Below are 12,320 nucleotides of genomic sequence, written 5' to 3' on the forward strand. Positions count from 1 at the left end.
CTGGCCCTAGCGGGCCTCGATCGCTGTGATCCGCCAGCGCCCGCCGTCGCGCCCGGCGGTCACCGAGAGCTGCGCGGCCACCGTGGTCGCCTTGGCGCCGCGCCGCACACTGGTCTGGTCGAGGAAGAGCAGCAGCTCCGCGCGGGTGCCGGTGAGCCGGGCGACCCCGGCGCGGGCGACTCGCGTGGTGAGCGTCAACTCCTGCTCTGTTACGCGCTGTTGGACCTGCGCGAAGAGCGCTTCGTACTCCTTCGCCGCCTGTCCCCGCAGCAGCGCGTGGGCGTCGGCGCGGGTGCGGGTCAGGGTCTGCGGCCCGTAGCTGAACACGCGGCTCACCGCCGCACCCACCTCGTCGAGCACCTCGTCGGTCGCCGTACGGTCGGTCAGCGCGCGGTTGGCGGCGGCCGGGGAGTGCTTCGCCTGCCCGGCGAGCAGCAGGAGGACGCCGCTCACCGCCACCAGGGCCGCGATGAGCAGCGGCAGCAGGAAGCGGCGCAGGCGTTCGCGGGCGGCCGGTTCCCCGGTGGCGCGGGCCGTGGTGCCCCTCTCTTCGATCGCGGTCATGGTGTCCCCTCCCTTCAGCCCGTCCCGACCGCGACGGCGGTCAGGGAGGTGAGCTTCCAGCCGCCGCCGGTGCGCGTGAGGCCCGCCTCGAAGCGTTTGCGGTCGGTGGTCGTGGCGCCCGTGCGCGGCTGGGCCTCGATCCGTACGGTCGCGATCAGCCGGGCCGTGCCGGACCGGTCGTCGAGTTCGGTGACGGCCGCGTCGGTGACCTCGGCGCGGGCCGTGGCGCCCTGCTCCTTGAGGACTTGGGCGCTCTTGGCGCGGGTCGTGCGCAGCTCGTCCCGGAGCGGGCCGGTCGTCGCGTCGAGCCACGCGGCCAGGCCCGTGTCGACGTCGCGGGCGTCGAAGGAGTTCAGCCGGGCGATGTGGCGGCGCCCGGCGGCGAGCGCCGCGTCGCGGCTCTGCGCGTACGCCAGATCGCCGTCGCCCCGGGCCCGTGCGTACGACCATCCGGACACACCGCACAGGGCCAGGGCGAGCACGAGCCCCAGGACCGGAACCAGCCGCCGACGCCTCATACCGTCACTCCCCCAGTCCCAGCAGACCGGCGAGGCTCGTCGGGCTCTGCGGCGGTACGGAGGGCGCGCCCAGCACGCCGACTCCCCCGCCGGAGCCGGACAGCGAGCCCGGTACGGCCGGGGTGGGCAGCGGCCCCTTGGGCGCGTTGCCCGAGCCGCGGACGTTCTGGCCGCTCGCGGCCGGGGCGGTGCAGCGCGCCGAGGTGTTCACGTGCGTACTCCCGGAGGTGTCGAGGCCGTTGCGGTAGGGGGTGCCCTCGTAGCCCGTCGTGCAGGGCAGTGGCTTGAAGAAGGTGGTGACCATGCCGAAGTCCACTCCGCCCGGCCCGACGGCGGTGGAACCCGCGGCCGCCACCCGGGGCAGCCGCACCATCAGCTCCTCGGTGCCGCGCTGGCGGGTGACCAGGAGCTCGGAGGTGGTGGTGAGGTTGGCCAGAAGCACGCTCAGACCGGGGTCGGTGTCGCGCAGCAGCGCGGTGAACTCGTCGGCCGTGCCCGGGGTTTCGTCGATGACGCGGCGGAGGTCGGAGTCGGAGTCCTTCAGCTGCCGGGCGAGCTGCCGGGCGCCGGTGGCGAAGGAGGTGAGGGCCCGGGTGCTGTCGGCCTGGGTCTTCAGCACGGTCTCCCCGTCGGCGAGCAGTTTGCTGGTGGCGGGCAGCGCCTGGTCGGCGGCGTTGAGGAACTGGCTGCCCGCGTCCAGGAGCACCTGGAGGTTGGAGCCCTGGTTGGCGAACGCCTTGCCGAGCTCGTCGACGGCCGTGCGCAGCTCGTCGGTCGGCACCGACGCCGCCAAGGAGTCGACTCCGGTGAGGAGTCGGGTGATCGGGGCGGGCGTGCTGGTGTCCTCGCGGGCGACCGTGTCGCCGTCGTGGAGGTAGGGCCCCTTGTCGGTGCGGGGCGCGAGGTCGAGGTACTGCTCGCCCACCGCCGAAAGACCGGCCACCTTCGCGTCCAGGTCGGCGGGGATCGGCGGAGTGCCGTCGTCGATGGCGAGGCGCGCCTCCACGCCGTCGCGGGTCAGCGCGATACTGCGGACCCGGCCGACGTCGACGCCCCGGTAGGTGACGTCGGATCCGGTGAACAGGCCGCCGGTCTCGGCGAGTTGGACGCGTACGGTGTACGAGCCCGGCGCGCCGACGAAGCGGCCCAGGTCCGCGTACGTCACCGCGATGTAGCCGAGCACCAGCGCCCCGAGCAGCAGGAAGGCGAGGTTCTTGAGGTGCGTGCCGAGGGTGATCACCGGGCACCGCCTCCCCCGACGGACGGCAGCGGCAGCGCGCCCCCGGGCGGCGCGGATCCGCCGTGCGCGGGGAGGACCACGGTGCCGGGGGCCGCGGCGACCTTGAGATAGACGTTGAGGTAGTCGCCCTTGACGCCGGTGAGCACCTCGTCGGTGAACGGGTACGTCATCAGCACCTGGAGCGAGGCGGGCAGGTTCCGGCCCGCGTCGGCCAGGCCCTTCAGGGTGGGCGCGAGCGCCCGCAGGTCGGCGACGATGTCGGCCCGGGTGCGCTCGACCGTGCCGACGGCCGCCGTCGACAGCGTGTCCAGGGACTTCAGCATGGTGACGAGCGAGCCGCGCTGGTCCCGGAGCACCTTGAGGCCGGGGCCGAGCCGGTCCAGTACCGTGCCGACCTCGGTATCCCGGGCGGCCACGGTGGACGACAGCCGGTCGAGGGCGCCGAGCGCGTCCGTGATGTCACCGCGGTGCGCGTCGAGGTCCTTGGCGAAGGTGGAGATCCGGGTGAGTACGGAACGGGCCGAGGACTGCCGGCCGTCCAGGGCGCGGTTCAGCTCGCGCGTGATGGTGTTGATCTGCTGCACCCCGCCGCCGTTGAGCAGCATCGACAGGGCGCCGAAGACCTCCTCGACCTCGGCGTTGCGGTTGGTGCGCGCCAGCGGGATCACCGCGCCGTCCGCCAGCGGCCCGACGTCACGCGCGGCGGCGTTGCGCAGGCCCGAGGTGTCGTTGAGGTCGGGGCGCGACGCCAGGTCCCCGGGTGCGACGAGCTGGACGTACTTCTCGCCGAGCAGGCTGGACTGCTCCAGGTTGGCGTAGGCGTCGGCGGGGAGGCGCACCTTGCCGTTGACCTTCATGGTCACCCTGGCCAGCCAGTCGTCCCCGCTCACCGTGATCTTCTCGACCCGGCCCACCGCGACGTCGTTGACCTTGACCGACGACTGCGGGAAGAGGCTGGTCACGTCCTTGAACACGGCGGTGACCCGGTACGGATGGCTGCCGAGGTCGGCGCCGCCGGGCAGCGGCAGGTCCTCGATGCCGTGGAACGACGGCACACCGAACCCGCCCGGCACCATCGCGAGCCCGGTGACGACGGCCGCGGCGCACAGCGCGAGCCCGCCCCGCGCGACGGCGCGCCTCATCGCCCGGCCCCCGGCGTGCTCCGCCCGTACGTCTCGGCGGCGGGCAGCGGCAGCAGACCGAGCTCGTTGAGGTCGGCGCGGCCGTCGATGGTGCGGGTCGCCGGGTCGTACGCGTTCTCCAGGTTGGAGGCGGCGAGCGGCAGCGTGTCCAACGCCTCGCCCAGGGAGGCCCGTTGGTCGACGAGCGACTGGGTGAGCGTGGCGAGCCGGTCGACGTCCTTCTTCAGCTTGCCCCGGTTGTCGCGGATGAAGGTCTTCACCTGGCCCAGGGCGGTCCCGAGCTGTCTCAGGGCGGCCGCGAGGTCGTCCTTCTCGCCCGCGAGGAAGGTGGTGACGTCGCCGAGCTGCTGTTCGGTGGTGCGGACCGTGCCGTCGTTCTCCTTCAGCATCGTGACGAACGACTGGAGTTGGCGCACCGTCCTGACCAGGTCGGCGCTGGATCCGCCGAGCACTTTGGCGGCGCCGCCGAGCTGCTGGACGGTACGGCCGACGGCGTCGCCGTTGCCCTTGAGGTTCTTGGCGCCGGTGTCGATGAGGTCCGAGAGCGCGCCCTTCCTGTTGGCGCCGTCGGGGCCGAGCGCCTCGACGAGGCCGCTCACGCTCTTGGCCAGGTCGTCGACCTCCATCGGGGTCGCGGTCCGCTCGCGCGGGATGACCGCCCCGTCCGGCAGGGTCGGTCCGCTGCCGCTGTAGGCGGGGCTGAGCTGCACGAAGCGGCCGGAGACGACGCTCGGGGCGACGACGACCGCCTGCACGAGCCGCGGAATCCGTACGCCCTTCCTGACGCTCAGACTGACGCGCACCTGTCTGCCCTCGGGCCGGATACGGCCGACACTGCCGACGCGTACGCCCAGGACGCGCAGGTCCGACCCTTCGTGCACACCGACCGTCCGGTCGAAGTACGCGGTGATGTGCAGGGCGCCGTCGTCGCCCAGGACGCGCACGGCGACGGCCGAGACGGTGGCCGCGACCAGCAGCGCGAAGGCGATGCCAAGCGCGAGGAGCTTGCGCGGCCGGGGCAGCGTGAATCGCAAGGGCCTCAACTCCGGCTCCCCTTCCCTGGTTTCGGGGGCATGCAGCCGTTCGACGGCGGGCTGCCCGGGGGCAGATACGTCTTGGGGACGAGGCCGCACAGATAGCTGTCCATCCAGTGGCCGTTGCCCAGGGTGTTGCCGACCAGGCGGTAGTACGGGCCCGCCTGGGCCAGGATCCTGTCGAGGCCCGCCTTGTTCCTGGCGAGGACCGCCGTGACGCGGTCGAGCGAGTCCAGCGCGGGCCCGAGCCTGGCCCGGTTGTCCGCGACGACCCCGCTGAGCTGGGTGCTCAGGTTCCGCGCGCCGGCGAGCAGCCCGTGGATGGCGTCCCTGCGGTAGCCGACCTCGGCGAGGAGCTGACCGCCGTTGGCGAGGAGGCTGCGCACCCGGTCCTTCTTGCCGTCCAGCGTCCTGGTGACCTGGTCGGTGCCCTTGAGCAGCCGGGTGATCTGCTCGTCGCGGCTCGCGATGGTCAGCGACAGGTCGGCCAGTCCGGTGACGGCCTTGTGCACGCCCGGCGGGGTGTTCCTGAAGGTGGCCGAGAGCGTCTCGAAGCTCTTGGCGAGCGACCGCGTGTCGAGCTCGCCGACGGTCTCGCCGAGTCCGTTGAGCGCGTCGAGAACGTCGTACGGGGAGGTCGTGCGGGTGATCGGGATGCGCCGGTGCGGGTTCTGGGCGGCGGTGCCGCGCGGGTCGACCGCCAGGTACTTGGAGCCTAGGAGCGTCCTGATGGCGATGCCGACCGTACTGGCGTCGCCGACCCAGGCGTCCTTCACGGTGAAGGCCACCTTCACCTTGGGCCCGTCGAGCCCGACCGCGTTCACCTCGCCGACCTTCACGCCCGCGATGCGGACCTCGTCGCCGGGGTGGAGCCCGGCCGACTCCTTGAAGTCGGCGGTGTAGCGGGTCCCGCCGCCGACGAACGGCAGCGCCTTGACGTTGTAGACGAGCAGCCCGATCAGGGTCATGGAGAGCAGACCGACGACGGCGATCGCCACGGGGTGCCGCTCGGCGAGCGGTCTGCGCGCCTGCCTGCGGACGCGCCGGATGCGTAAGCGTGTCATCGGCGGCACCTCTGGTCCTTGATCGCGATGCCGGTGGGGGGCGGACTGCCGTCGTCGGTGGCCACCCCCGTCACCCTCGCCTCGCAGAGGTACAGGTTGAGCCAACTCCCGTACGAAGCAAGGCGGGTGAGGGTCTGCATCTTGGCGGGGGTGCGCCGCAGGAACTGTTCGAGCAGCGGCCCGCCGTCCGCGAGGTTGGCGGAGACCCGCCCGAGCTGGTCGATGCCGGCGCGCAGCGGCGCCCGGCCCTCGTCGAGCAGTCCCGCCGTGCTGGTGGTCAGCGCCGACAGGGAGCTGATCGCCTGCCCGATGGGTTTGCGGTCGCCGGAGAGGCCCGCCACCAGCTCGTCGAGGGTGTCGATCAGACCGGTCAGCCGGGTCTCGCGGGTGTTGACCGTCCGCAGCACGGTGTTGAGGCCGTCGACGACCGACCCGATCACCGTGTCCTTGGCGGCGAGCGTGCTGGTGACCGACCCGATGGTGGTGACCAGGCTCTCCACGGTGGGCCCCTCGCCCTGGAGGACCTGGACGACGGACCCGGCCAGCTTGTTGGTCTCGGCCGGGGAGAGCCCCTGGAAGAGCGGCTGGAAGCCGTTGAACAACTGGGTGAGGTCGAGCGCGGGCGAGGTGCGGCGCAGCGGAATGGTCCCGCCCGGCCGCATCGGCGGCTGCCCCAGCGGGCCGGTGCCGCGCTCCAGGGCGACGTACCGCTGGCCGACCATGTTGAGGTATTTGATCGAGGCGGTGCTGGAGGCGGGCAGGACCCGGCCCCGCTGCACCGAGAACTTCACCTCCGCGTACCGCCGTTGGACGATGTCGACCGACTCGACCTGGCCGACCTTGACGCCCGCGATCCGGATCGAGTCGCCCTCGGTGAGCCCGGTGGCGTCGGTGAACCACGCCTTGTACGTGTCCTTGTCGCCCAGGCCCGTGTTGCTGATGCTCAGCGCGAGCACGGTGGTGGCCAGCACGGTGACCAGGACGAAGACCGCCGACTTGAGGAGCGGTCCGGTGAGGGGGGCCCGGTTCACTTCAGCCTCACCTCCGCGCCGCGCAGCACCGGCCCGGCGAGCACGCTCGACCAGTCGGGCAGCGCGTCGGGCGTCCGCCGGTCCCCGGCCGCGAGCACCTCGTTCACCAGGGTGTTCTCCTGCGGCGAGTTGGCCACGCCGAGCCCGCCGCCGACCGTGGCGAGCGCCGGGGCAGCACTCGTCGGGGCCCGCCCGGACGCCGGGCCGCCGCCGTAGGGGACCGGGTAGCAGGCCGGGCCGCCGGTGGCGGTGTAGCGCGGGGCGTCGTGGCCCGGCCGGTAGGCGCCCCGGTCCCGGACCACCGTCACGTCGACGTGCAGCCCCGGCTCGTCGGTGCCCTTGCCGAGGGCGCGGTCCATCGCGGGGACGAAGTCGGCCAGGGTCTTCAGGGTGCAGGGGAAGGCCGGGGCGTACCGGCCGAAGATCTGGAGGGAGGGGCGGCTCGCGGCCGTGACCCGGATGAGGTTGGCCCGGTTCTGCCGGATCCAGGTGGTGAGGTCCCGGGACGAGGTGGTCACCGACGCGTACACCGTCGCCAGTCGGTGCTGCTCGGCGGCGAGCGTGGCGCTGGTGGTGGTCGCGTCGTAGAGCGCGTCGACGATGTCGGGCGCCGCCTGCGCGTACCCCTCGCTCACCCGCACGAACTCCTTGATGTCCCGGTTGAGGACGGGCAGCTGGGGGTTGAACTTGCCCAGATACGCGTCGAGTTGGGCCAGCGAGGCGCCGATCTTGTCGCCGCGTCCGCGCAGCGCGTCCGAGACGGCCGTGAGGGTCGCGGAGAGCTTCTGCGGCTGTACGGCGGTGAGCAGCGGAAGCAGGTGGTTGAGCGCCGTCTCCAGTTCGACGGCCTTGCGGCTGCGGTCCTTCGGGATGACGCTGCCGGGCGCCAGCGGCCGCGCGGAGGGCCGTGCGGGCGGCACGAGCGCCACGTACCGCTGGCCGAAGAGCGTGGTGGGCAGCAGTTGGGCCGATACGTCGGAGGGCACCCGGCGCAGTTGGCCCGGCTGCATGGCGAGGGTGAGCCGGGCGGTCTCGCCGTCCGTGTCGATCTTCTCGACGCGCCCGATCACCACGCCCCGCAGCTTCACGTCGGCCTGCGGGCGCATCTCGTTGCCGACCGATCCGGCCTCCACGACCACCCGGGCGGTGGACTCGAAGTCGTGGTGGTAGAAGGCGAGCGACAGCCAGACCAGCGGGATCGGCAGCAGCAGATACACCAGCCCGGCCAGCCTGCGGCGGCGCGCGAGCACGGTGTCCGCCGGGCGCGCCTTCGCCCGGACCCTCGTCGGCCTCTCCCGCACGGGCGCGCTCATCCTGCCACCTTGACCGTGGTCGTGGCGCCCCACAGCGCCAGGCTGAGGAAGAAGTCCGTGACGCTGATCAGCACGATCGCCGTCCGCACCGACCGGCCCACGGCCACGCCGACGCCCGCCGGTCCGCCGGTGGCGCGGTAGCCGTAATAGCAGTGCGCCATGATCACCAGCACGCTGAAGACCAGCACCTTGAGGAAGGAGAGCAGGACGTCGGTGGGGGCGAGGAAGAGGTGGAAGTAGTGGTCGTAGGTGCCGGTGGACTGGTTGTTGAAGAGCACCGTGACCATCCGGGACGCCAGGAACGAGCCGAGCAGCCCGATCCCGTACAGCGGGACGATCGCCACCGCGCCCGCCACGATCCGCGTCGAGACGAGATACGGCATCGAGCGCACGCCCATGCTCTCCAGGGCGTCGATCTCCTCGTTGATGCGCATCGCGCCGAGCTGGGCGGTGAAGCCCGCGCCCACCGTGGTGGAGAGGGAGAGCGCGGCGACCAGCGGGGCGATCTCGCGGGTGTTGAAGTACGCGGAGACGAAGCCGGTGAAGGCGTCGGTGCCGATCTGGCTGAGCGCCGCGTACCCCTGGAGGCCGACGACGGTTCCGGTGAAGACGGTGATGCCGATCATCACGCCGACCGTGCCGCCGATGACGCTCAGCCCGCCGCTGCCGAAGGAGACCTCGGCGAGGATGCGCTGGACCTCCTTGGGGTAGCGGCGGACCGCGCGCGGGATCCAGAGCAGGGCGCGCAGATAGAACAGGAGCTCGTCGCCGGGGCGGTCCAGCCAGGCGAACAGCCGGCTCGGCTCGCGTGTTCCTGTGTCGGTGTCCTCAGCGGTGCGGCCGCGGGCCCGGTCCAGGAGCGCCATGTCACAGCCCCTTCGCCGGGACGAGCTGGAGGTAGAGGGCGGTGAGCACCATGTTGACGAAGAACAGGATCAGGAAGGTGAAGACGACGGACTGGTTCACCGCGTCCCCCACCCCCTTCGGCCCGCCCTTGGGGTTCAGGCCCCGGTGGGCGGCGACCACTCCGGCGATGAACCCGAAGAGCACCGCCTTGAGTTCGCCGATCAGCAGGTCGGAGAGCTGGGCGAGGGCGGAGAAGCTGGCGAGGTACGCGCCGGGGGTGCCGTGCTGCACGATCACGGCGAAGAAGTAGCCGCCGAGCGTCCCGACCACCGAGACCAGTCCGTTGAGCAGCAGCCCGACCGACATGACCGCGAGGACCCTGGGCACGACGAGCCGTTGCACCGGCGAGACGCCCATGACCTCCATGGCCTCCAGCTCCTCGCGGATCGTCCGGGCGCCGAGGTCCGCGCAGATCGCCGAGCCCGCGACCCCCGAGATCAGCAGCGACACGATGAGCGGGCTGGCCTGCTGGACGAGCACGAGCACGCTCGCGCCGCCGGTGAAGGACTGGGCGCCGAACTGCTGGATGAGGGAGCCCACTTGGAGGGCGATGACCGCGCCGAACGGGATCGTCACCAGCATCGCGGGCAGGATGGTGACACTGGCGATGAACCAGAACTGCTCGACGAACTCCCGCACCTGGAACGGCCGCCGGAAAGTGAGCCGTACGACCGTCCAGCCAAGGGCGAACAGCCTGCCCGTCTCGCGCAGGGGGTTGAGGACGCGCAGCGGCGGCCGCGCCCCGACGGCCCTCTCGGGGGCCGACTCGGAGGGCGCGCTCATGCCGGACCCCCGCCCTCATAGGTGTGCAGGGGTCTGGTCCGTACGAGCGTGTCGGCGCCGTTCGGGGTAAGAGCTTCCGCCGCGTCCCGCAGATCCGCCTCCACGGCCGCGCGGGCGGCGGGCGGCAGCTCGTCGAGCAGCTCGCGCACCCGGGCGCGGCGTCGCTGCACCGCGCGGCGGACCGGCAGGCCGGGGGTGGGTTTCAGCTGCGGGGCGAGGGTGCGCCGGGTGGGCGGGCCGACGACGAGGCCGTGCGAGGCCTCCTCGGCGATGGTCGCCCGGTCCTTCTCCTCCGACATGCCGATGGGCCCGGCCCGGCGCCCGTTGAGGAACTGCTCGACGACCGGCTCCTCGCTGGTCAGCAGCACCTCGCGGGGCCCGAAGGCGACCAGCTCGCGGCGGAACAGCATCCCCATGTTGTCCGGGACTGTGGTCGCGATGTCGATGTTGTGGGTGACGATCAGCATGGTCGCGTCGAGCTGGGTGTTGATGTCGATGAGCAGTTGGGAGAGGTACGAGGTGCGCACCGGGTCGAGGCCGGAGTCCGGCTCGTCGCAGAGGATGATCTGCGGGTCGAGGACGAGCGCCCGCGCGAGACCGGCCCGTTTGCGCATCCCGCCGGAGATCTCGCCGGGCAGCTTCCGCTCGGCGCCCGCCAGGCCCACCACCTCCATGCGCTCCATGACGATCCGGCGGATCTCCGACTCCTTCTTGCGGGTGTGCTCGCGCAGCGGGAAGGCGATGTTGTCGAAGAGGCTCATCGAGCCGAACAGCGCCCCGTCCTGGAAGAGCAGCCCGAAGAGCTTGCGGGCCTCGTAGATGTCCCTCTCGCGGCTGTTGGCCATGTCGACGCCGTCGACGAGGACCCGGCCCCGGTCCGGCCGGAGCAGTCCGACGATCGCCTTCAGGAACACGGTCTTGCCGGTGCCGGAGGGGCCGAGCATCACGCTGATCTCGCCCGCGGGCAGGGTGAGCGTGACGTCCTGCCAGATGGTCTGCCGTCCGAAGGTCTTGGTCAGCCCCTCGACGACCACGTCGATTCCCATGGCTTCGCGGCTCCTCAGCGTGGGGGCAGTTCGGGGACGGGCGGGGCGCTGCCGGCCCCCGCGAGCTGCCCCTGCCGGATCCGGACGGCGTTGCCCGGGCCGGAGACGGCGGCGGTGAACAGCGGCGACAGGTCCTCGCCCCGGCTGCCGCAGCCGGCGAACGGCGGGATGGCGATCTCCCCGTCGAGGATCCCGCCGGTCAGGAAGTTGTACGCACCGCTCAGCACCGTGTCGAACGGCCGCGCGGTACGGCAGCGCGGCCCGACGTCCATGGGCACGCCGTTGACTCGTACGTCGTGGATGCGCAGGTACTGCCGGTAGGCGATGGTGGTGGTGAACGTCTCGCCGCGCCGGATGTTGACGACGGTGACCGGCTCCGGCTCGAAGCTCACCTTCGCGCTGATGGGCTGGAAGCCGAAGGTGAGGAACGTGGACGGGGCGTCGGGGAAGCGCAGCAGCCCCACCGAGTCCGACTCGTCGTAATCGGGGGCGCTGACCGTGCGCTTGCCGAGGTTCAGGTACATCGGGCCGGGGCTGTCGTGCGGATCGTTGACGACCATCGCGCCGCCGAGCTTGTGGACGGTGACGTAGCCGACGGCCACCACGCAGAGCGAGGCGCCCAGGCGGCCCTCGACCGCGCCCGGCGGGGGCTTGGGCAGCCTGCTCGGGTCGAGCTCCCCGGCGGGCGGGTCCGCCGGGCAGACGGGCGCGGGGGCGAGCGGGCCGGGTCCGACCTGGATCGCGGGCCGGCGCGTCCGGCTGTCCGCGGGCGTGGAGGGGGCCGGGGAGGCGGGGGCAGTGCTCGGGGCCGAGGGCTCGGTCACCGTCCAGGCGGCGAGCCGCGGGCCGGGGGCTGCCGCGGGGAGGCAGCGCAGCTCCAACGGGGCTGCAGGGGTGGGCGGTTGGGCCGCGCCCGACGCACCAGGCGACGCCGATGTTCCCGAGGCCGGAGCCGTAGCCGGTCCCGACGGAGGAGCCGGTGCCGCCTGGAGCATCAGCGTCAACTCCCCCGCCGTGAGCGTCACTTCACCCGAGGAGCCCAGCGTGATCGCCGGGACCTCCCCCGTGAACACGGGCCGCAGCCCATCGGCCCCCGTGTCGGCGGGCGCGGTGAGCCCTGCCCAGTCGGCGCGGGCCGACGCCCCGTTCTGGGCGACCTCGACGGCGAGGCGGGCGGTGCCGGAGACCTCGGTGGTGCCCGGGGGCAGGAGCGCGGTGACCGCGTCCGGGGTCAGTTCGGGGCGTACGGCGAACCGCTCGGCCCGCAGCGGCTGTCCGGGGCGGCCTCCCGTCGGATAGACGCCGGTGAAACCGACGGTGACGGCCCGGTGTACCGAGCCCGCCGCGCAGTCGTAAATGGCCTGAACGCCCGTCTCGCGGTCCCGCGCAATTGTCCCCGACGCCGGAACAAGGCCGAGGAGAAGCGCGATCACGCCGAGCGCAGCGGCGATAGCGGCACCACGCCGGTCGAATGCACCGCCCATGGCTCTGCTCCTGTGGAATAGCGGTTCTACGGGCGCCGGGAACGGCCGATGTCGCCGTGACGTTACGTACGGGTAACCCAGTGCCGCAATACCGCTTCCGCGCGAATCTCCGATCTCCTCGCCCGCCGGTGGTTATTTGTCACCGGCGCCACAATTCCGGGCGGTCGCCTTATCAACGGCGGCACACATCCCGGG

General features: G+C 72.3%; 12 protein-coding genes. All 12 read right to left on the bottom strand.

The features are described from left to right. Window positions 1-6 precede the first annotated feature (6 nt). The 12 genes from QIY60_RS00765 to QIY60_RS00820 all read right to left on the bottom strand — a co-directional run bounded on the left by QIY60_RS00765 (window position 7) and on the right by QIY60_RS00820 (window position 12,125). Window positions 7-564: a hypothetical protein gene (locus tag QIY60_RS00765; protein ID WP_283140603.1), complete on the bottom strand. Its 558-nt coding sequence runs from the start codon at window positions 562-564 to the stop codon at window positions 7-9. Window positions 565-578: 14 nt separating this feature from the next. Beyond that, complete coding sequence (locus QIY60_RS00770; RefSeq protein WP_283140604.1) at window positions 579-1,082, bottom strand: hypothetical protein; 504 nt, start codon at window positions 1,080-1,082, stop codon at window positions 579-581. Window positions 1,083-1,086: 4 nt separating this feature from the next. After that, complete coding sequence (locus QIY60_RS00775; RefSeq protein ID WP_283140605.1) at window positions 1,087-2,322, bottom strand: MlaD family protein; 1,236 nt, start codon at window positions 2,320-2,322, stop codon at window positions 1,087-1,089. Continuing rightward, entirely contained in the window at window positions 2,319-3,464 is a 1,146-nt protein-coding gene (locus tag QIY60_RS00780; protein WP_283140606.1) for an MCE family protein, read from the bottom strand. Before QIY60_RS00780 ends, QIY60_RS00775 begins: the two co-directional genes overlap by 4 nt. Further along, window positions 3,461-4,498, bottom strand: coding sequence for an MCE family protein (locus QIY60_RS00785; protein WP_283140607.1), 1,038 nt, complete (start codon window positions 4,496-4,498; stop codon window positions 3,461-3,463). Before QIY60_RS00785 ends, QIY60_RS00780 begins: the two co-directional genes overlap by 4 nt. A 5-nt stretch (window positions 4,499-4,503) precedes the next feature. Further along, window positions 4,504-5,562 carry an MCE family protein gene (locus QIY60_RS00790; protein WP_283140608.1) on the bottom strand — a complete coding sequence of 353 codons (1,059 nt, stop codon included), beginning with the start codon at window positions 5,560-5,562 and terminating at the stop codon, window positions 4,504-4,506. Further along, window positions 5,559-6,593, bottom strand: a complete 1,035-nt coding sequence (locus tag QIY60_RS00795; RefSeq protein WP_283140609.1) for an MCE family protein — start codon at window positions 6,591-6,593, stop codon at window positions 5,559-5,561. Before QIY60_RS00795 ends, QIY60_RS00790 begins: the two co-directional genes overlap by 4 nt. Beyond that, complete coding sequence (locus tag QIY60_RS00800; RefSeq protein WP_283140610.1) at window positions 6,590-7,906, bottom strand: MCE family protein; 1,317 nt, start codon at window positions 7,904-7,906, stop codon at window positions 6,590-6,592. The genes QIY60_RS00795 and QIY60_RS00800 overlap by 4 nt, the downstream gene beginning before the upstream one ends. After that, the gene (locus QIY60_RS00805) at window positions 7,903-8,700 is read right to left on the bottom strand and encodes an ABC transporter permease (protein ID WP_283145775.1); all 798 of its coding nucleotides are present in this window, start codon (window positions 8,698-8,700) and stop codon (window positions 7,903-7,905) included. Before QIY60_RS00805 ends, QIY60_RS00800 begins: the two co-directional genes overlap by 4 nt. Window positions 8,701-8,773: 73 nt before the next feature. Beyond that, window positions 8,774-9,595 carry an ABC transporter permease gene (locus QIY60_RS00810; protein WP_283140611.1) on the bottom strand — a complete coding sequence of 274 codons (822 nt, stop codon included), beginning with the start codon at window positions 9,593-9,595 and terminating at the stop codon, window positions 8,774-8,776. Then, the gene (locus QIY60_RS00815; RefSeq protein WP_283140612.1) at window positions 9,592-10,641 is read right to left on the bottom strand and encodes an ATP-binding cassette domain-containing protein; all 1,050 of its coding nucleotides are present in this window, start codon (window positions 10,639-10,641) and stop codon (window positions 9,592-9,594) included. The genes QIY60_RS00810 and QIY60_RS00815 overlap by 4 nt, the downstream gene beginning before the upstream one ends. A 14-nt stretch (window positions 10,642-10,655) precedes the next feature. Beyond that, window positions 10,656-12,125: a DUF6801 domain-containing protein gene (locus QIY60_RS00820; protein ID WP_283140613.1), complete on the bottom strand. Its 1,470-nt coding sequence runs from the start codon at window positions 12,123-12,125 to the stop codon at window positions 10,656-10,658. Between the last annotated feature and the right edge of the window lie 195 nt (window positions 12,126-12,320).

Origin of the sequence: Streptomyces sp. BPTC-684 (assembly GCF_030028635.1) — a bacterium.
In the GTDB taxonomy this organism is placed as follows: Bacteria; Actinomycetota; Actinomycetes; order Streptomycetales; family Streptomycetaceae; genus Streptomyces; species Streptomyces noboritoensis.